The 16,529-nt window shown below is 38.3% G+C and carries 30 protein-coding genes; all 30 read right to left on the reverse strand.

Translation table 11 applies throughout. The features are described from left to right. Positions 1-4: 4 nt before the first annotated feature. The 30 genes from G7Y57_RS04365 to fusA all read right to left on the reverse strand — a co-directional run bounded on the left by G7Y57_RS04365 (position 5) and on the right by fusA (position 16,506). Positions 5-997 (reverse strand): DNA-directed RNA polymerase subunit alpha, encoded by a 993-nt coding sequence (locus G7Y57_RS04365; RefSeq protein ID WP_165020979.1) that lies wholly within the window; start codon positions 995-997, stop codon positions 5-7. 9 nt (positions 998-1,006) lie between these two features. Continuing rightward, positions 1,007-1,612, reverse strand: coding sequence for a 30S ribosomal protein S4 (gene rpsD / locus G7Y57_RS04370; RefSeq protein ID WP_165020980.1), 606 nt, complete (start codon positions 1,610-1,612; stop codon positions 1,007-1,009). Positions 1,613-1,723: 111 nt separating this feature from the next. Then, on the reverse strand, positions 1,724-2,113 hold the full coding sequence (gene rpsK / locus G7Y57_RS04375; protein ID WP_165020981.1) for a 30S ribosomal protein S11: 390 nt from the start codon (positions 2,111-2,113) through the stop codon (positions 1,724-1,726). A gap of 10 nt (positions 2,114-2,123) precedes the next feature. After that, positions 2,124-2,504: a 30S ribosomal protein S13 gene (gene rpsM / locus G7Y57_RS04380; protein WP_165020982.1), complete on the reverse strand. Its 381-nt coding sequence runs from the start codon at positions 2,502-2,504 to the stop codon at positions 2,124-2,126. A 33-nt stretch (positions 2,505-2,537) separates the two neighbouring features. After that, entirely contained in the window at positions 2,538-2,654 is a 117-nt protein-coding gene (gene ykgO, locus G7Y57_RS04385) for a type B 50S ribosomal protein L36 (RefSeq protein WP_165020983.1), read from the reverse strand. An 11-nt stretch (positions 2,655-2,665) separates the two neighbouring features. After that, positions 2,666-2,884 carry a translation initiation factor IF-1 gene (gene infA / locus G7Y57_RS04390; RefSeq protein WP_165020984.1) on the reverse strand — a complete coding sequence of 73 codons (219 nt, stop codon included), beginning with the start codon at positions 2,882-2,884 and terminating at the stop codon, positions 2,666-2,668. Positions 2,885-2,899: 15 nt separating this feature from the next. Beyond that, the gene (gene map / locus G7Y57_RS04395; protein WP_165020985.1) at positions 2,900-3,682 is read right to left on the reverse strand and encodes a type I methionyl aminopeptidase; all 783 of its coding nucleotides are present in this window, start codon (positions 3,680-3,682) and stop codon (positions 2,900-2,902) included. Between the two features lie 9 nt (positions 3,683-3,691). Beyond that, positions 3,692-5,011, reverse strand: a complete 1,320-nt coding sequence (gene secY / locus G7Y57_RS04400; RefSeq protein ID WP_165020986.1) for a preprotein translocase subunit SecY — start codon at positions 5,009-5,011, stop codon at positions 3,692-3,694. A gap of 1 nt (position 5,012) precedes the next feature. Further along, a complete protein-coding gene (gene rplO / locus G7Y57_RS04405; RefSeq protein WP_165020987.1) occupies positions 5,013-5,462 on the reverse strand; it encodes a 50S ribosomal protein L15 in 450 nt (149 codons plus the stop codon). A gap of 31 nt (positions 5,463-5,493) precedes the next feature. After that, a complete protein-coding gene (gene rpmD, locus G7Y57_RS04410) occupies positions 5,494-5,670 on the reverse strand; it encodes a 50S ribosomal protein L30 (protein ID WP_165020988.1) in 177 nt (58 codons plus the stop codon). A gap of 20 nt (positions 5,671-5,690) precedes the next feature. After that, a complete protein-coding gene (gene rpsE / locus G7Y57_RS04415; protein ID WP_165020989.1) occupies positions 5,691-6,209 on the reverse strand; it encodes a 30S ribosomal protein S5 in 519 nt (172 codons plus the stop codon). Positions 6,210-6,214: 5 nt separating this feature from the next. Then, on the reverse strand, positions 6,215-6,559 hold the full coding sequence (gene rplR, locus G7Y57_RS04420) for a 50S ribosomal protein L18 (RefSeq protein ID WP_165020990.1): 345 nt from the start codon (positions 6,557-6,559) through the stop codon (positions 6,215-6,217). Positions 6,560-6,578: 19 nt separating this feature from the next. Then, the gene (gene rplF, locus G7Y57_RS04425; RefSeq protein WP_165020991.1) at positions 6,579-7,133 is read right to left on the reverse strand and encodes a 50S ribosomal protein L6; all 555 of its coding nucleotides are present in this window, start codon (positions 7,131-7,133) and stop codon (positions 6,579-6,581) included. 25 nt (positions 7,134-7,158) lie between these two features. Further along, positions 7,159-7,554, reverse strand: coding sequence for a 30S ribosomal protein S8 (rpsH, locus tag G7Y57_RS04430; protein WP_165020992.1), 396 nt, complete (start codon positions 7,552-7,554; stop codon positions 7,159-7,161). A gap of 68 nt (positions 7,555-7,622) precedes the next feature. Next, positions 7,623-7,892 carry a 30S ribosomal protein S14 gene (gene rpsN, locus G7Y57_RS04435; protein ID WP_165020993.1) on the reverse strand — a complete coding sequence of 90 codons (270 nt, stop codon included), beginning with the start codon at positions 7,890-7,892 and terminating at the stop codon, positions 7,623-7,625. 1 nt (position 7,893) lies between these two features. Next, positions 7,894-8,457, reverse strand: a complete 564-nt coding sequence (rplE, locus tag G7Y57_RS04440) for a 50S ribosomal protein L5 (RefSeq protein WP_165020994.1) — start codon at positions 8,455-8,457, stop codon at positions 7,894-7,896. Further along, positions 8,457-8,780 carry a 50S ribosomal protein L24 gene (rplX, locus tag G7Y57_RS04445; protein WP_165020995.1) on the reverse strand — a complete coding sequence of 108 codons (324 nt, stop codon included), beginning with the start codon at positions 8,778-8,780 and terminating at the stop codon, positions 8,457-8,459. Before rplX ends, rplE begins: the two co-directional genes overlap by 1 nt. Before the next feature lie 19 nt (positions 8,781-8,799). Next, positions 8,800-9,165, reverse strand: a complete 366-nt coding sequence (gene rplN / locus G7Y57_RS04450; protein ID WP_165020996.1) for a 50S ribosomal protein L14 — start codon at positions 9,163-9,165, stop codon at positions 8,800-8,802. A 2-nt stretch (positions 9,166-9,167) separates the two neighbouring features. Continuing rightward, a complete protein-coding gene (gene rpsQ / locus G7Y57_RS04455; RefSeq protein ID WP_165020997.1) occupies positions 9,168-9,425 on the reverse strand; it encodes a 30S ribosomal protein S17 in 258 nt (85 codons plus the stop codon). A 10-nt stretch (positions 9,426-9,435) separates the two neighbouring features. Next, a complete protein-coding gene (gene rpmC / locus G7Y57_RS04460; protein WP_165020998.1) occupies positions 9,436-9,630 on the reverse strand; it encodes a 50S ribosomal protein L29 in 195 nt (64 codons plus the stop codon). Between the two features lie 5 nt (positions 9,631-9,635). Next, the gene (rplP, locus tag G7Y57_RS04465) at positions 9,636-10,067 is read right to left on the reverse strand and encodes a 50S ribosomal protein L16 (protein WP_165020999.1); all 432 of its coding nucleotides are present in this window, start codon (positions 10,065-10,067) and stop codon (positions 9,636-9,638) included. A gap of 19 nt (positions 10,068-10,086) precedes the next feature. Further along, positions 10,087-10,818: a 30S ribosomal protein S3 gene (gene rpsC, locus G7Y57_RS04470; protein WP_165021000.1), complete on the reverse strand. Its 732-nt coding sequence runs from the start codon at positions 10,816-10,818 to the stop codon at positions 10,087-10,089. 7 nt (positions 10,819-10,825) lie between these two features. After that, positions 10,826-11,233, reverse strand: a complete 408-nt coding sequence (gene rplV, locus G7Y57_RS04475; protein WP_165021001.1) for a 50S ribosomal protein L22 — start codon at positions 11,231-11,233, stop codon at positions 10,826-10,828. Between the two features lie 42 nt (positions 11,234-11,275). Continuing rightward, the gene (rpsS, locus tag G7Y57_RS04480) at positions 11,276-11,542 is read right to left on the reverse strand and encodes a 30S ribosomal protein S19 (protein WP_165021002.1); all 267 of its coding nucleotides are present in this window, start codon (positions 11,540-11,542) and stop codon (positions 11,276-11,278) included. A 25-nt stretch (positions 11,543-11,567) separates the two neighbouring features. Continuing rightward, positions 11,568-12,392 carry a 50S ribosomal protein L2 gene (gene rplB / locus G7Y57_RS04485; RefSeq protein WP_165021003.1) on the reverse strand — a complete coding sequence of 275 codons (825 nt, stop codon included), beginning with the start codon at positions 12,390-12,392 and terminating at the stop codon, positions 11,568-11,570. 7 nt (positions 12,393-12,399) lie between these two features. Beyond that, positions 12,400-12,693, reverse strand: coding sequence for a 50S ribosomal protein L23 (gene rplW, locus G7Y57_RS04490; RefSeq protein ID WP_165021004.1), 294 nt, complete (start codon positions 12,691-12,693; stop codon positions 12,400-12,402). Between the two features lie 11 nt (positions 12,694-12,704). Then, positions 12,705-13,334: a 50S ribosomal protein L4 gene (gene rplD, locus G7Y57_RS04495; protein ID WP_165021005.1), complete on the reverse strand. Its 630-nt coding sequence runs from the start codon at positions 13,332-13,334 to the stop codon at positions 12,705-12,707. Continuing rightward, the gene (gene rplC / locus G7Y57_RS04500; RefSeq protein ID WP_165021006.1) at positions 13,334-13,948 is read right to left on the reverse strand and encodes a 50S ribosomal protein L3; all 615 of its coding nucleotides are present in this window, start codon (positions 13,946-13,948) and stop codon (positions 13,334-13,336) included. Before rplC ends, rplD begins: the two co-directional genes overlap by 1 nt. 36 nt (positions 13,949-13,984) lie before the next feature. Then, positions 13,985-14,290 (reverse strand): 30S ribosomal protein S10, encoded by a 306-nt coding sequence (gene rpsJ, locus G7Y57_RS04505; RefSeq protein ID WP_165021007.1) that lies wholly within the window; start codon positions 14,288-14,290, stop codon positions 13,985-13,987. Positions 14,291-14,382: 92 nt separating this feature from the next. Beyond that, a complete protein-coding gene (fusA, locus tag G7Y57_RS04510; RefSeq protein WP_165021008.1) occupies positions 14,383-16,506 on the reverse strand; it encodes an elongation factor G in 2,124 nt (707 codons plus the stop codon). Between the last annotated feature and the right edge of the window lie 23 nt (positions 16,507-16,529).

The following is a 16,529-nucleotide window of genomic DNA, read 5'->3' on the forward strand; positions in this document are numbered from 1 at the left end:
CTTATTACTCTTTGTCTAATTTATATTTAGAAATATCCATTCCAAAAGAAAGATTCAGGCTATCTAATAATTCATCAAGCTCAGTAAGAGATTTCTTACCAAAGTTTCTGAATTTAAGAAGATCATTCTTATTGAATTGAACAAGTTCTCCTAAAGTTTCTACTTCTGCCGACTTCAAACAGTTAAGAGCACGAACCGAAAGGTTCATATCTGCCAACTTAGTTTTAAGTAACTGACGCATGTGAAGTATCTCTTCGTCAAACTCTTCGTTACCATCAGCCTCACTTTGTTCAAGAAGGATCTTCTCGTCCGAGAACAACATAAAGTGATGAATAAGAATTTTAGCTGCTTCTTTCAAAGCATCTTTGGGATGAATAGATCCATCGGTCGCTATTTCTACTACTAGTTTCTCGTAATCCGTTTTTTGCTCTACACGATAGTTTTCGATAGAATATTTTACGTTACGAATAGGAGTATAAATAGAATCAACAGCTATAACATTAACATCGTCGGATAGATTACGATTCTCGTCAGCAGGCACATATCCACGTCCTTTGTTAATATTCAACTCGATTTGAAAGTTTGCACTCTTATCTAAACGACAAATTTCGAGATCAGGGTTTAAAACTTCAAATCCTGATAGATGTTTTCCAATATCTCCAGCTTTGAATACTTCTGTACCTGAGATAGTAATACTTACTTTCTCATTTTCGATCTCTTCTACGATTTGCTTAAATCTAACTTGTTTTAAGTTTAGAATGATGTTTGTAACATCTTCTATAACTCCCGGTACTGTAGCAAACTCATGCTCAACACCATCGATTTTTATAGATGTGATTGCAAAACCTTCAAGAGACGAAAGCAGAATACGACGTAGAGCATTACCAACAGTAATACCATAGCCTGGTTCTAAGGGACGAAACTCGAATTTTCCGAAGAAATCATCCGCTTCTAACATCAATACTTTATCCGGTTTCTGAAATGCCAATATAGCCATGAAAATTTATTATTTAGAATACAATTCTACGATCAACTGTTCTTTTATGTTTTCTGGAATATCTGCTCTCTCTGGAATATGCAGATATTTACCTGTCATAGATGCTTGATCCCACTCGATCCAAGGATATTTACTATGATTGAATCCTGATAATGCATCATTAACAACCTCTAGAGATTTAGATTTCTCACGAACTCCAATTTGCTGTCCCGGTTTTACCGAATATGAAGGGATGTTCACAACTTTACCATCTACCACAATGTGACGATGAGAAACAAGCTGACGTGCAGCTGCTCTTGTTGGAGCCAAACCTAAACGATAAACGAGGTTATCCAACCTAGATTCTAGGAATTGGAGTAATAACTCACCGGTAATACCACGTGAGCTCAATGCTTTTTCAAATAAATTACGGAATTGTTTTTCAAGAACTCCATAAGTATATTTAGCTTTTTGCTTTTCACGTAATTGGATTCCGTACTCAGAAGATTTTTTCTTTCTTCCGTTACCATGTTGTCCCGGAGGATAGTTCTTTCTTGATAGAACTTTATCAGGTCCGAATATTGGCTCACCGAATTTACGGGCGATTCTTGATTTTGGTCCAGTATACCTTGCCATTTTCTTTCTTAATTAATAATTAAACGAAAGCTAAAATTGTGCAGCCGCGATTACAGAGAGGGTCATTTGTAATCAAAATCACAATTGAAGTTTTCAACTTCTTAAATTTGATTAAACTCTTCTGTGTTTTGGAGGGCGACATCCATTGTGAGGAAGCGGAGTAACGTCAACAATTTCTGTTACTTCTATTCCTGTAGCGTGAACTGTACGAATAGCAGATTCACGTCCGTTACCAGGACCTTTCACAAACACTTTCACTTTTCTTAAACCAAGATCAAATGCAACTTTAGCACAATCCTGTGCTGCCATTTGTGCTGCATAAGGGGTATTTTTTTTAGAACTTCTAAAACCCATCTTTCCAGCTGACGACCAACTTATAACTTGGCCTTCGCTGTTTGTAATCGATATAATAATGTTATTGAAAGAAGAATGCACATGAACTTCTCCGTTTGCATCGATCTTAACATTTCTTTTTTTCGCTGCGACTGTTTTCTTTGCCATATCAACTTAATTATTTTGTAGCTTTTTTCTTGTTAGCAACAGTTTTCTTTCTTCCCTTACGTGTACGGGCGTTGTTTTTAGTACCTTGTCCTCTTAATGGTAAACCAATACGGTGACGGATACCTCTATAGCAACCGATATCCATCAATCGCTTGATGTTCAATTGCACTTCAGAACGTAAATCTCCCTCTACTTTGAATCTTGTAGAAATAATTTCACGGATTTGACCTGCTTGGTCATCGTTCCAGTCTTTAACTTTGATATCTCTATCAATCCCTGCTTCAGCAAGAATTTTGTTAGCAGAACTACGTCCGATACCAAAAATGTATGTCAAAGCGATCTCGCCTCTCTTATTTTGTGGTAAATCGACCCCAACTATTCTTATTGCCATATATTCTTTAGATTAATTTGCAAAATTAATAAATTATCCTTGACGTTGCTTGAACTTAGGATTTTTTTTGTTTATTACGTATAAGCGTCCGTTTCTTCTGACAATCTTGCAGTCTGCAGTACGCTTCTTTAATGATGCTCTTACTTTCATATCTTCGTTTTTTATTTGTATCTAAATGAAATTCGTCCTTTGGTCAGATCATAGGGAGACATCTCTACACGTACTCTATCTCCGGGAAGTATTTTTATATAATGCATACGCATTTTTCCCGAAATATGTGCGGTTATTTCGTGTCCGTTTTCCAACTCTACACGAAACATTGCATTAGAGAGTGCTTCTATGATTACTCCGTCTTGTTCTATTGCTGATTGCTTAGCCATAAATATATTAAAAAATTAAATTGCTCTATCTCCTAAAACAGATTCTATAAACTCAAATGTCGAAAGAATATCAGCTTTTCCTTCGCGGATAGCCACAGTATGCTCAAAATGTGCCGAAGGCTTGTGATCTTTGGTTCTTACTGTCCAGCCATCACTTTCGAAAACAACATTTTTACTTCCCATGTTGATCATTGGCTCTATGGCAATACACATTCCCTTTTTAAGTAAAGGACCTGTGCCTCGTTTTCCATAGTTAGGAACTTCGGGCGATTCATGCATCTTTCGACCAATGCCGTGCCCTACAAGTTCGCGAACAACCGAGTAGCGATGTTTTTCGCAATATGTTTGGATCTCATTTCCAATATCTCCAATACGATTACCTTCTACTGCTTTTCCTATCCCCAGATAAAGAGACTCTTTGGTTGTTCTTAGTAATGCTTTCACATCCTCGGCTACTTCTCCTACACAAAAAGTATAGGCTGAGTCGCCACAAAAACCATTCTTCTCAGTACCACAGTCAACGGATATTATATCTCCTTCTTTCATTACATATTCGGAAGGGAAACCATGAACAACATTTTCATTTACCGAGATACACAGCGAAAATGGAAAACCATTATAACCCAAAAAAGATGGGACAGCACCATGACTACGAATAAACTCTTCTGCTATTTTATTTAAATGCAGGGTTGTTACTCCTGGTTGAACGTGTTTGGCAACCTCTCCGAGGGTCATACCCACCAGTCGGTTGCTCTCACGCATCAATTCGATTTCTTCGTCTGTTTTCAGAAATATCATTATAGCTTCTTAATATGCAGCGATTGAACCTGAACGACCTTTAATTCTACCTGTTTTCAACAAGCCATCATAGTGTCTCATCAATAAGTGACTCTCTATTTGTTGTAGTGTGTCTAACACAACACCAACAAGAATCAGCAATGATGTTCCACCAAAGAATTGAGCGAATTCACGGCTCACGCCAAAATAACTTGCGAAGGCAGGAAGTATAGCAACTAAAGCCAAGAATAGTGAGCCCGGCAATGTGATGCGAGACATAACTTGGTCAATATAATCTGCTGTCTTCTTACCGGGCTTGATACCAGGAATGAATCCATTATTACGTTTCAATTCGTCAGCCATCTGAACCGGATTTATTGTCATAGCAGTATAAAACCATGTAAAGAGAATGATAAGAAGTGCAAATACAAGATTATACCAAACACTGGTATGATCCATAAATGCAGCCCAAAAGCCACTTTCTTTAGCAGAGAATCCTGCGATAGTAATTGGAATAAACATAATTGCCTGAGCAAAGATGATAGGCATCACGTTAGCCGCATTCACTTTCAAAGGAATATACTGACGTGCACCACCATATTGTTTGTTACCAACTACTCGTTTAGCATACTGAACCGGTATTCTACGTGTACCCTGTACAAGAAGAATGGCTCCAGCTATGATCAATAGTAATAGAACGATTTCGGCTAAGAACATTACCAAACCTCCAGCCTGATTAGTTAAGCGAGATGTAAACTCACCAATTAATGCATGCGGAAGACGGGCAATAATACCTACTAGGATGATAAATGAAATACCATTACCTACACCTTTATCAGTAATACGCTCTCCCAACCATAGTACAAACATACTACCTCCAGCCAAAATAATGGTAGAAGGTACTAGAAAGTCCCAAAATCCACCGGGAGCAGCATTACCTAAAGCTCCTAATAAATAAGCAGGTCCTTGGAATAAAAGAATCGCAACTGTAAGATAGCGGGTATATTGGTTCATTTTAGTACGACCACTCTCTCCTTCTCTTTGCAGTTTTTGAAAATACGGCACAGCCATACCCAGCAATTGTATAACAATAGACGCTGAGATATAAGGCATGATACCTAATGCAAAGATAGAGGCATTAGCGAACGCTCCACCGGAAAACATATTAAGTAGTCCAAGCAGACCGCCCGATGCTTTTGATTCTAATGCAGCAAGTGCAGCAGGATCAACTCCGGGAAGTACGACAAATGACCCAAATCGATAGATCACTACAAAAAAGAAAGTAATGAGGAGTCTCTTTCTGAGATCCTCAATCTTCCATATATTTTCTATCGTTTTAATGAATCCCATCTTACTTTAGTTTTGTTATAGTTCCACCTAAAGCTTCGATAGCAGCTTCCGCTGATTTCGAAAATGCATGAGCTTCAACATCAATTTTAGCTGTTAATGCTCCATTTCCTAAAATTTTCACTAAATGTTTTGCAGATACAAATCCAGCATCGATCAATGTTTGAATATCAATCTTTGTTAGATTTTTAGCTTCTGCCAAACGTTGCAACACGTCTAGATTAATCGGTCTGTACTCGATGCGGTTAATGTTTTTGAAACCGAATTTAGGCAGACGGCGTTGAATAGGCATTTGTCCTCCTTCAAAACCGACCTTGCGAGAATAACCTGATCTAGATTTTTGCCCTTTATGACCTTTTGTAGAAGTACCACCTAAACCAGAACCTGTACCACGACCGATTCTTTTTCTAGTTTTAGTAGCTCCTTCTGCTGGTCTCAAATTTGATAAATTCATATTTTCTATATTTTCTTATCTTTTAAACTAATTAATCTTCAATTGAAACTAAATGTTTCACTTTGTTGATCATTCCTCTGATAGCAGGTGTATCTTCGTGTTCTACTACACGGTTCAACTTCTTTAGACCAAGAGCATCAAGTGTTCTTTTTTGATCTATAGGGCTTTTGATTCTGCTTTTTACTTGCTTAATTTTAATTTTTGCCATAATTGAATCTCCTTCCTAAATTAACCTTTAAACACTTTTTCTAAAGATACTCCTCTGTTTTGAGCAACAGTATATGCATCACGTAATTGGTCTAAAGCCTCGATAGTAGCTTTCACCAAGTTATGTGGATTAGACGAACCTTTCGATTTCGCCAATACGTCTGTTACACCAACACTCTCTAGTACGGCACGCATCGCACCCCCTGCTTTAACCCCTGTACCGGGAGCAGCTGGTTTGATGAATACTTCTGATCCACTGAAACGAGCGATTTGCTCGTGAGGGATTGTACCTCTAAGCAAAGGAACTTTGATAAGATTTTTCTTAGCAGCTTCAACTCCTTTAGCAATGGCTGTTGTTACTTCACCAGCTTTTCCTAGTCCCCAGCCTACTATACCATCCTCATTACCTACAACGACGATAGCAGCAAAGCTGAAAGTACGACCCCCTTTTGTTACTTTCGTAACACGGTTTATGGCCACTAGTCTATCTTTTAATTCGATATCGTTGGTCGATTTTATTTTATTATTAACTCCTGCCATTTCTATTAAAATTTAAGTCCACCTTTACGGGCAGCATCTGCCAATTCTTTAATTCTACCGTGGAATAAATAACCGTTACGGTCAAACACCACAGTTGTTACTCCAGCCTCTTGAGCAGTTTTAGCAATTAGCTCTCCAACTTTTGCAGCTATTTCTTTTTTAGGCGCTTTATCTGTTAATTTAAGAGATGAAGCGGCTGCCAAAGTTTTACCTGTCAAATCGTCGATAACTTGTGCATAAATTTGCTTATTGCTTCTGAACACTGTCAGACGTGGACGCTCGGTAGTACCTTCGATCTTACCGCGTACACGCAATTTTATCTTTTTTCTTCTATCTGTCTTTGTTACCATGATTATTACAGTTTATGAATTATTTACCTGCGGTTTTACCAGATTTGCGACGTATTACTTCGCCTACGAAACGTATACCTTTTCCCTTGTACGGCTCAGGTTTACGGAATGAGCGAATTTTAGCACAAACTTGACCGATCAGTTGTTTATCACAAGATTCTAGAATGATTAGAGGGTTCTTGTTTCTCTCCGATTTAGTCTCTACAATCACTTCTTTAGGCAACATCAAAAAGATATTGTGTGTATAACCTAAAGATAGCTCAATGATTTGACCATTGTTAGAAGCACGATAACCAACCCCTACTAGTTCTAGTTCTTTGCGATAACCTTCAGAAACTCCAACAACCATGTTGCTCAATAATGATCTGTACAGACCATGCAGAGAACGGTGTTCTTTTCCGTCAGTTGGACGTGTTACAGTTAGTACTGCACCATCTACAGAGACTTTGATATCAGGATTTACTTCTTGCGATAGTTCTCCTTTGGGTCCTTTTACAGTAACTACGTTATCACTGCCCACAGTAACTGTTACTCCGGCAGGGATATTTATGGGTAATTTTCCTATTCTTGACATAACTTATTATCTTCTTCTCTATTAATTAATAAACATAACATAATACTTCGCCGCCAACTTTCAAGTTACGAGCTTCTTTGTCTGTCATCACTCCTTTAGAGGTAGATAATACAGCTATACCTAGTCCGTTAAGGACACGAGGCATTTCTTTATACCCTACATATTTACGAAGACCTGGTGTTGAAATACGAATTAATTTCTTAATTGCATTCACTTTGTTTACAGGATCGTACTTCAAGGCAATTTTAATTGAACCTTGAGGTCCTTCGTCTACAAACTTATAGTTAAGTATGTAGCCTTTTTCTAAGAGAATTTTAGTAATCTCTTTTTTCAAATTTGACGCTGGCATTTCTACCACTCTGTGTTTAGCTTGAATAGCGTTTCTCAAGCGCGTCAAATAATCTGCTATTGGATCTGTCATAATTAAATTGATTTAAATTAATTCCGACTACCGGAACAATATTTAATTCTATACTAAAAAATAATTTCTTACCAACTTGCTTTTTTCACACCTGGTATCAAACCTTTCGATGCCATTTCTCTAAATTGGATACGAGAAATTCCAAACTGGCGTAAATACCCTTTTGGACGACCGGTTATGCTACAGCGATTGTGCAAACGAACTGGTGAAGCATTTTTTGGCAGAGCTTGTAACGCTTCGTAATCGCCATCGGCTTTAAGTTGCGTTCTTTTAGCTGCATATTTTGCAACTAATTTTGCTCTTTTCACTTCACGAGCTTTCATTGATTCTTTTGCCATCTTATATCAATTCTTTTTTTGCGTTCTTAAATGGTAACCCAAACTCTTTCAAAAGTGCATAACCTTCTTCATCTGTTTGAGCAGAAGTTACAAAGGTAATATTCATTCCCAAAATTTTACTAATATTATCAATATTAATTTCCGGGAACATGATTTGCTCTTCGATTCCTAGTGTATAGTTTCCTCTTCCATCAAGCTTACTTTCGATACCCTTGAAGTCACGGATACGAGGTAGTGCTACACGGATAAGTCTTTCTAAAAACTCATACATTTTGTCACCACGTAATGTAACCATCACACCGATAGGCATTTTCTTACGTAATTTGAAGTTTGAAATATCTTTCTTAGAGAATGTTGCAACAGCTTTTTGACCTGTAATAGTAGTCATTTCGTTAATTGCAGTTTCTATAATTTTCTTATCAGCAACTGCTATTCCAAGACCTTGGTTGAGAACAACCTTTTTAAGTACCGGTACTTGCATTGTTGATTTGTATCCGAATTCTTTCATCAACGAAGAAACAATACGGTCTTTATATTCTGTTTTAAGATTCGTTGTATTGCTCATTATTTAATTTCCTCCCCTGATTTTTTAGAATAACGTACTAGCTTACCAGTTACTTCATCTTTCTTACGACCTATTCTTGTTGGTTTTCCTGTTTTAGGATCCACAACATTTAGGTTAGAGATGTGTATCGGAGCTTCTATTTTCTCTATTCCTCCTTGAGGACTTTTAGCATTAGGCTTAGTATGTTTCGATACCATGTTAAGGCCTTCAACTATTGCGCGGCTTTTGTCTATTAACACTTTTTGCACGCGTCCAGTTTTACCTTTGTCGATACCTGTATTCACATAAACTATATCGCCTTTTTTGATATGTAATTTACTCATTGCTTTTTAGTTTTTTGAATTAAAGTACCTCTGGTGCCAACGAAACTATCTTCATGTTAGTTGCGCGAAGTTCTCTGGCAACAGGTCCGAAAATACGGCTTCCTCTAATATCACCACCGGCGTTTAACAATACACATGCGTTGTCGTCGAAACGAATGTAAGACCCGTCTGCACGGCGTACTTCTTTTTTCGTGCGTACAACTATTGCTTTTGTTACAGCACCTTTCTTGATGTCACTCGAAGGGATCACATTCTTGATAGCAACTACAATCACATCCCCTACCGACGCATAGCGTCTTCTTGTTCCGCCTAAAACGCGGATACATAATGCTTCTCTAGCTCCACTGTTATCAGTTACGACTAGTCTCGATTCTTGTTGTATCATAATTATTTAGCCCTCTCGATTATTTCAATTAATCTCCATCTCTTTGTTTTGCTCGTCGGACGAGTTTCCATAATACGAACTGTGTCGCCTATGTTGCACTCGTTTTTGTCGTCGTGAGCATGATATTTTTTCGTTTTGTTAACGAATTTTCCGTAAATAGGGTGTTTTTCTTTCCATTTTACAGCAACTGTGATAGTTTTCTCCATCTTGTTACTGAAAACGACCCCGATTCTTTCTTTTCTTAAATTTCTCGTTTCCATCAGCTCTTAATTATTTGTTTAATTCTCTTTGACGTAACTCTGTTAAGAAGCGTGCGATATCGCGACGTTTTACTTTAATCTTAGACGGAGCATCCAATGGAGATACACTGTGGTTTAACACCATTTGATCTAATGCTTTTCTTTCAGCATCTAATCTTTCTACTAATTCTTTGTCAGATAATTCTCTTACTTCTGCAATTTTCATAACTTTTAAACAATTTGAGTTAAGTCATAATCTCTACGTACTACAAATTTTGTAGTTACGGGAAGCTTTTGTGCAGCTAAGCGCAATGCTTCTTTTGCAACTTCATAAGAAACACCTTCGATTTCGAATAGTATTCTTCCTGGTGTTACTGGTGCAACGAATCCTTCCGGAGAACCTTTACCTTTACCCATGCGGACTTCGGCTGGTTTCTTTGTGATCGGTTTGTCTGGGAAAATTCTTACCCAAACTTGCCCTTGACGTTGCATGTAACGAGTTACTGCAATACGAGCCGCTTCAATCTGGCGTCCTGTTATCCATTTGCAATCAAGAGTCTTGATTCCAAATGAACCGAATGCCAATTCATGCCCTCTTTGAGCATTGCCTTTCATACGACCTTTTTGCTGTCTTCTGAATTTTGTTTTCTTCGGTTGTAACATTTTACTTAAAACGTTTTAATTACTTTCTCTTATTTCTCTTGAAACCTCCCTTTCCTGCATCTGGGCGACGATTAGCAGAGTTTCCTGCTTCTTTCGACACTACAAATGATGGAGCAAGGTCTTTCTTACCGTAAACTTCTCCACGGCAAATCCACACTTTTATTCCTATCAAACCAACTTTGGTAAGCGCTTCTGCGTGTGCATAGTCAATATCTGCACGGAATGTATGAAGTGGAGTTCTTCCTTCTTTATACATTTCTGAACGAGCCATTTCAGCTCCGTTCAAACGTCCTGATATTTGAACTTTGATACCTTCAGCACCCATTCTCATTGTTGAGGCAATAGACATTTTAATTGCACGACGGTAAGCGATTTTACCCTCTACCTGACGAGCAATATTGTTAGCTACAATAACTGCATCTAACTCTGGTTTCTTGATCTCAAAAATATTGATTTGAATATCTTTATCTGTGATCTTTTTCAACTCTTCTTTAAGTTTGTCTACTTCTTGTCCGCCTTTACCAATAATGATACCCGGACGAGCTGTACAAACTGTAATAGTTACAAGTTTCAAAGTTCTTTCAATTACGATACGCGATACACTAGCTTTAGCTAGACGGGCATTCAAATATTTACGGATTTTGCTATCTTCTAATAGCGTAGCTCCGTAATTTTTGCCTCCATACCAATTAGAATCCCATCCACGGATGATTCCTAAACGATTTGCTATTGGATTTACTTTTTGTCCCATCTGCTAATTAATTTTGATTTTCATTTTTAAGTGTATCTACGTGAAGAGTAACATGATTAGAACGCTTGCGAATTCTATATCCTCTTCCTTGCGGAGCAGGACGCATTCTCTTAAGCATTGTTCCTCCATCTACGTTGATTAACGACACATATAGTTCGCCACCTTCTGCTTTACGTTCGTTTTTAGCTTCCCAGTTTGCGATAGCTGAACGTAATAATTTTTCAACTCTAGCAGCGGCCTCTTTGTTTGAAAATTTCAAAACGCCAAGCGCTTTGAAAGCCTCCATACCACGAATCATGTCTACCACAAGGCGCATTTTACGAGGTGAGGTTGGCACATTGTTCAACTTGGCAAAAGAGACGGACTGTTTAGCTTCCTTTCTTTTTTCAGCTGTTATTCTTTTTCTAGCACCCATTATTATACTGTTTTCTTTTATTAATTTTTAAGCTCTGCTTGGTTATTTCTTCTTACCACCGTGTCCACGGAATGTACGGGTAAGTGAAAATTCTCCTAGTTTATGTCCTACCATATTTTCTGTTACATATACAGGGATAAATTTATTCCCGTTATGAACAGCAATAGTGTGACCTACAAAGTCAGGCGATATCATTGAAGCTCTTGCCCATGTTTTAACCACAGCCTTTTTCCCTGACTCATTCATAGCCAAGACTTTTTTCTCAAGCTTAACATTAATATACGGGCCTTTTTTTAATGAACGACTCATAATTTCTTTTTATTAAATCAGGTTATTATTTCTTTCTTCTTTCGATTATGTACTTAGAAGAATGTTTCTTAGGAGCTCTGGTTTTAAGTCCCTTAGCATACAATCCGTTACGTGATCTTGGGTGACCTCCTGAAGCGCGACCTTCACCACCACCCATTGGGTGATCGACAGGGTTCATCACTACTCCTCGGTTACGAGGACGGCGTCCAAGCCATCTAGAGCGTCCAGCTTTACCTGATTTTTCAAGTCCATGATCCGAATTACCTACGCTACCAATAGTAGCTTTACAGCTCGATAGGATCTTACGTGTTTCGCCTGAAGGCATTTTGATGATCACATAGTTTCCTTCGCGAGAAGTCAACTGTGCGAATACACCTGCCGAACGAACCATTTTAGCTCCTTGACCAGGACGTAATTCGATATTATGAATAACTGTACCTACAGGAATTTTTGCCAATGGCAATGCATTTCCTACCTCAGGAGCAGCATCAGCTCCCGATATCACTGTTTGACCTACGACTAAGCCTTCTGGGGCTAGCATGTAAGCCTTTGCTCCATCTGCATAATATAACAAAGCGATACGAGCCGAACGATTCGGGTCGTATTCGATTGATTTTACTGTTGCAGGAATAGCATCTTTAGTTCTCTTGAAGTCGATCAATCTGTATTTTCTCTTGTGACCGCCACCAAGATAACGCATTGTCATCTTACCTGTGTTGTTACGACCACCAGATGTATTTTTGCCGACTACTAGAGATTTCTCTGGTGCACTTGCAGTGATTTCCTCAAATGTACCAATAACTTTGTGTCTCTGCCCCGGTGTTGTGGGCTTTAATTTACGTACTGCCATTTTCTATTTAGATATTACTAAAAAAGTCTATACTTTCACCTTCTTTCAAAGTGATTATTGCTTTTTTGAAAGCAGAAGTTTTTCCGTTTACTACACCAGCTTTAGTGTAACGGCTTTTGCGCTTTCCTGAGTAGTTCATTGTGTTCACAGACTCAACTGTTACTCCGTAAAGCTCTTCTATTGCTTTCTTTATCTCCACTTTATTTGCACTTGGAGCAACACGAAAACCATAACGATTCGAGAATTTTTCTGTTATCGCTGTTTGTTTTTCTGTTAGTACTGGTTTTATTATAATTCCCATAATTTACCTCCTTATGCTTTTAAAAGATTATCAATAATTGCAACTGAAGACTCTACTATTACTAAACTTGAACAGTTAAGGATAGCATAAGTATTTAAATCAGAAGCACTTATAACATTTACTCTTTGCAAATTGCGAGCCGACAAATATACATTTTTATTTTGGTCAGGCAAAACTAAAAGTATCTTTTTATCAGCTACTTGCAAGTTTTTAGTTAGCGCAATGAAATCTTTTGTTTTAGGTGTTTCGAATGAAAAATCTTCAACTAATACGATTTGATTTCCTTTTGCTTTAGCAGAAAGTGCTGACTTACGAGCCAATACTTTTACTTTTTTATTTAATTTGAAGCCGTAGTCTCTTGGTTGAGGTCCGAATACACGAGCACCACCAACTAGTAGGGGAGATTTGATGTCACCACGACGGGCTCCACCTCCACCTTTTTGACGGATCAATTTACGTGTACTACCCGACAACTCACTTCTTTCTTTAGTTTTGTGAGTACCTTGGCGTTGATTCGCAAGATATTGTTTCACATCCAACCAAAGAACATGCTCGTTAGGCTCAATTCCATAAATAGCTTCATTTAAAGCTACTTTTTTACCGGTGTCTTTCCCGTTTCTATCTAATACACTTAGTTCCATTACTTTTCAATTAATACGATTGAACCTCTACTTCCTGGAACAGATCCTTTGATCAACAAAAGATTATGTTCTGGAATTACTTTAATTACTTCAAGGTTTTGAACTGTTGTACGGGTATTACCCATTTGTCCACCCATTTTCGTTCCCTTGAATACTTTAGCAGGGTAAGAACAAGCACCGATAGAACCTGGAGCACGTAAACGGTTATGTTGTCCAAGCGTAGCTTGTCCTACTCCGGCAAAACCATGACGTTTCACAACCCCTTGGAATCCCTTACCTTTTGACGTTCCGATTACATCTACATAGATAGCATCTTCGAAAAGATCAACTGTAACTACATCGCCTAACTTGCGATCTGAAAATCCTTTGAACTCGGCCAAGTGTCTTTGAGGTGTTACTCCAGCTTTCTTAAAGTGACCTGCCTCAGGCTTAGTTGTGTGCTTGTCTTTCTTTTCGACAAACCCTAACTGTATAGCCTCGTAGCCGTCAGTTGCTGCTGTTTTTACTTGAGTAACAACACAAGGACCCACTTCGATAACAGTGCATGGAATATTTTTTCCCTCGGCACTGAAAACGGATGTCATTCCGATTTTTTTTCCTAATAATCCTGGCATTTCTCTAAATTATTTATTTAAACTAGTATAAATCTATCAAACTTTAATTTCAACTTCTACTCCACTTGGCAACTCAAGTTTCATAAGCGCATCTACTGTTTTAGCTGTTGAGCTGTAGATATCGATTAGTCTTTTGTAAGAACAAAGCTCGAATTGCTCACGAGATTTCTTGTTTACGAAAGTAGAACGGTTTACAGTAAAGATACGTTTGTGTGTTGGTAACGGAATTGGACCGCTTACTACTGCACCTGTCGCTTTTACTGTTTTAACGATCTTCTCAGCTGATTTATCAACCAAGTTGTAGTCGTACGATTTTAGTTTAATTCTAATTTTTTGACTCATATTGAATCTGTTTGTTATAAAAATTATTACTTGAGGAAACAGATTACAGTTAAGAGTCATTTACTAACTGTAACCCGTAATCTCTTTTTTTATTATTTGATCAAGTCTACGCGACCTTTACATTCTGTAAGTACTTGACGTGCGATAGACGGTGATACGTTTTCGTAGTGAGAGAACGTCATTGCTGATGTTGCTCTACCCGAAGTGATCGTACGTAAAGATGTTACATAACCGAACATCTCAGCCAAAGGCACTTTCGCTTTCACGATACGTGCACCCGAACGACTAGATTCCATACCTTCTACTTGTCCACGACGTTTGTTCAAGTCAGAAATCACATCTCCCATACTTTCCTCTGGAGTTACAACTTCTAATTTCATGATAGGTTCTAGTAATACCGGACTTGCTTTTTCAGAAGCCGATTTAAACGCAAACTTAGCACAAAGCTCGAACGACAATTGGTCAGAGTCAACCGGATGGAATGAACCGTCCACAACTACTACTTTCAATTTGTCTAGAGCATGACCAGCCAATACACCATTTTTCATTGCAGCCAAAAATCCTTTTTGAATTGAAGGGATAAATTCTTTTGGAATGTTACCACCTTTTACTTCATCTACGAATTGAAGACCACCTTCGAAATCTGCATCAGTCGGACCAACTTTAACAATGATATCCGCAAATTTACCGCGACCACCTGATTGTTTCTTATAAACTTCGCGAAGCTCAACCATTTGAGTCAACGCTTCCTTATATGAAACTTGAGGACGACCTTGGTTACATTCAACTTTGAATTCACGTTTCAAACGGTCGATGATAATTTCAAGGTGAAGCTCACCCATACCTTCGATAATTGTTTGACCAGAATCCTCGTCTGTATGTACACGGAATGTTGGATCTTCTTCTGATAGCTTAGCTAATCCAGTAGAAAGTTTATCTATATCTTTTTGAGTGATTGGCTCGATTGAGATTCCGATAACCGGCTCTGGGAAGTCCATAGACTCAAGTATGATCGGATTATTTTCGTCACATAATGTATCACCTGTACGGATATCTTTAAATCCTACTCCCGCTCCAATATCACCACAACCAATCACATCTTTTGGATTTTGTTTGTTTGAGTGCATTTGGAACAAACGAGAAATACGTTCTTTTTTCTCAGAACGAGGATTGTAAACATACGATCCAGCAGGTAATTCTCCCGAGTAAACACGGAAGAAACACAGACGACCTACGAATGGGTCAGTAGCAATTTTAAATGCTAAAGCACACATAGGCTCATCCGGGCTTGGATGACGTACAATCTGAGCATCCGTTCTAGGGTCGATACCTTCGATAGCCAATGTATCTAGTGGACTTGGTAAATATTTAGATACCGCATCCAATAGTGGTTGTACTCCTTTGTTTTTGAAAGAAGAACCTAGAAGCATCGGATTGATTTGCATAGCAAGAGTACCAATACGAAGAGCTGTCATGATTTCATCTTCTGTAATAGTAGATGGATCATCAAAGAACTTTTCCATTAGTGCCTCATCGCATTCTGCTGCTTTTTCAAGCATTTTTTCTCTCCACTCTTGAGCTTCTTCTAAAACGTCAGCCGGAATTTCAGCAACGTCATAGTCAGCACCCATTGTTTCATCGTGCCAGTATAGCGCTTTCATTGTTACCAAATCCACAATACCTTTGAAGCTTTCTTCGGCTCCGATAGGAATTTGAATAGGACAAGGGTTTGCACCTAATACTTCTTTCACTTGACGAACTACCTCAAAAAAGTTAGCTCCTGAACGGTCCATTTTGTTAACATAACAAATACGTGGAACGCTATATTTATCAGCTTGACGCCAAACTGTTTCTGATTGTGGTTCAACACCACCTACAGCACAAAATGTTGCAATGGCACCATCAAGTACGCGTAGTGAACGCTCTACTTCTACAGTAAAGTCAACGTGTCCCGGAGTGTCAATCAAGTTAATTTTATATAACTCGTTATTGTATTTCCACTGAGTTGTAGTAGCAGCAGAAGTGATCGTGATACCACGCTCTTGCTCTTGCGCCATCCAGTCCATAGTGGCTGTACCGTCATGAGTTTCTCCAATTTTATGAGTTAACCCAGTATAAAACAGGATACGTTCGGAAGTTGTAGTTTTACCAGCATCAATGTGGGCCATGATACCGATATTTCTTGTATTTCTTAAACTATCTAAAACTTTTGCCATTGTATTTTATACTCCTTGCTTAT

The sequence above is a fragment of the Dysgonomonas sp. ZJ279 genome (assembly GCF_011039205.1).
In the GTDB taxonomy this organism is placed as follows: domain Bacteria; phylum Bacteroidota; class Bacteroidia; order Bacteroidales; family Dysgonomonadaceae; genus Dysgonomonas.

Excerpts from the sequence above, each read along its gene's own strand:
- rpmD (WP_165020988.1), bottom strand. The coding sequence starts at position 5,670 with ATGGCAAAAATTAAAATTAAGCAAGTAAAAAGCAGAATCAAAAGCCCT.
- rplF (WP_165020991.1), bottom strand. The coding sequence starts at position 7,133 with ATGTCAAGAATAGGAAAATTACCCATAAATATCCCTGCCGGAGTAACA.
- rplO (WP_165020987.1), bottom strand. The coding sequence starts at position 5,462 with ATGAATTTATCAAATTTGAGACCAGCAGAAGGAGCTACTAAAACTAGA.
- rpsE (WP_165020989.1), bottom strand. The coding sequence starts at position 6,209 with ATGGCAGGAGTTAATAATAAAATAAAATCGACCAACGATATCGAATTA.
- rpsQ (WP_165020997.1), bottom strand. The coding sequence starts at position 9,425 with ATGGAAACGAGAAATTTAAGAAAAGAAAGAATCGGGGTCGTTTTCAGT.
- rplD (WP_165021005.1), bottom strand. The coding sequence starts at position 13,334 with ATGGAACTAAGTGTATTAGATAGAAACGGGAAAGACACCGGTAAAAAA.
- rplN (WP_165020996.1), bottom strand. The coding sequence starts at position 9,165 with ATGATACAACAAGAATCGAGACTAGTCGTAACTGATAACAGTGGAGCT.
- secY (WP_165020986.1), bottom strand. The coding sequence starts at position 5,011 with ATGGGATTCATTAAAACGATAGAAAATATATGGAAGATTGAGGATCTC.
- rplC (WP_165021006.1), bottom strand. The coding sequence starts at position 13,948 with ATGCCAGGATTATTAGGAAAAAAAATCGGAATGACATCCGTTTTCAGT.
- fusA (WP_165021008.1), bottom strand. The coding sequence starts at position 16,506 with ATGGCAAAAGTTTTAGATAGTTTAAGAAATACAAGAAATATCGGTATC.
- rpsC (WP_165021000.1), bottom strand. The coding sequence starts at position 10,818 with ATGGGACAAAAAGTAAATCCAATAGCAAATCGTTTAGGAATCATCCGT.
- rplR (WP_165020990.1), bottom strand. The coding sequence starts at position 6,559 with ATGGTAACAAAGACAGATAGAAGAAAAAAGATAAAATTGCGTGTACGC.
- rpsJ (WP_165021007.1), bottom strand. The coding sequence starts at position 14,290 with ATGAGTCAAAAAATTAGAATTAAACTAAAATCGTACGACTACAACTTG.
- rpsN (WP_165020993.1), bottom strand. The coding sequence starts at position 7,892 with ATGGCAAAAGAATCAATGAAAGCTCGTGAAGTGAAAAGAGCAAAATTA.
- rplW (WP_165021004.1), bottom strand. The coding sequence starts at position 12,693 with ATGGGAATTATAATAAAACCAGTACTAACAGAAAAACAAACAGCGATA.
- rpsK (WP_165020981.1), bottom strand. The coding sequence starts at position 2,113 with ATGGCAAAGAAAACAGTCGCAGCGAAAAAAAGAAATGTTAAGATCGAT.
- rpsM (WP_165020982.1), bottom strand. The coding sequence starts at position 2,504 with ATGGCAATAAGAATAGTTGGGGTCGATTTACCACAAAATAAGAGAGGC.
- rplP (WP_165020999.1), bottom strand. The coding sequence starts at position 10,067 with ATGTTACAACCGAAGAAAACAAAATTCAGAAGACAGCAAAAAGGTCGT.
- rplB (WP_165021003.1), bottom strand. The coding sequence starts at position 12,392 with ATGGCAGTACGTAAATTAAAGCCCACAACACCGGGGCAGAGACACAAA.
- infA (WP_165020984.1), bottom strand. The coding sequence starts at position 2,884 with ATGGCTAAGCAATCAGCAATAGAACAAGACGGAGTAATCATAGAAGCA.
- rplV (WP_165021001.1), bottom strand. The coding sequence starts at position 11,233 with ATGGGTGCTAGAAAAAGAATAACAGCTGAAAAAAGAAAGGAAGCTAAA.
- rpsH (WP_165020992.1), bottom strand. The coding sequence starts at position 7,554 with ATGACAGATCCAATAGCAGATTATTTGACGCGCTTGAGAAACGCTATT.
- rpsS (WP_165021002.1), bottom strand. The coding sequence starts at position 11,542 with ATGAGTCGTTCATTAAAAAAAGGCCCGTATATTAATGTTAAGCTTGAG.
- rpsD (WP_165020980.1), bottom strand. The coding sequence starts at position 1,612 with ATGGCAAGGTATACTGGACCAAAATCAAGAATCGCCCGTAAATTCGGT.
- ykgO (WP_165020983.1), bottom strand. The coding sequence starts at position 2,654 with ATGAAAGTAAGAGCATCATTAAAGAAGCGTACTGCAGACTGCAAGATT.
- rplE (WP_165020994.1), bottom strand. The coding sequence starts at position 8,457 with ATGAGCAATACAACGAATCTTAAAACAGAATATAAAGACCGTATTGTT.
- rplX (WP_165020995.1), bottom strand. The coding sequence starts at position 8,780 with ATGAGTAAATTACATATCAAAAAAGGCGATATAGTTTATGTGAATACA.
- map (WP_165020985.1), bottom strand. The coding sequence starts at position 3,682 with ATGATATTTCTGAAAACAGACGAAGAAATCGAATTGATGCGTGAGAGC.
- rpmC (WP_165020998.1), bottom strand. The coding sequence starts at position 9,630 with ATGAAAATTGCAGAAGTAAGAGAATTATCTGACAAAGAATTAGTAGAA.
- G7Y57_RS04365 (WP_165020979.1), bottom strand. The coding sequence starts at position 997 with ATGGCTATATTGGCATTTCAGAAACCGGATAAAGTATTGATGTTAGAA.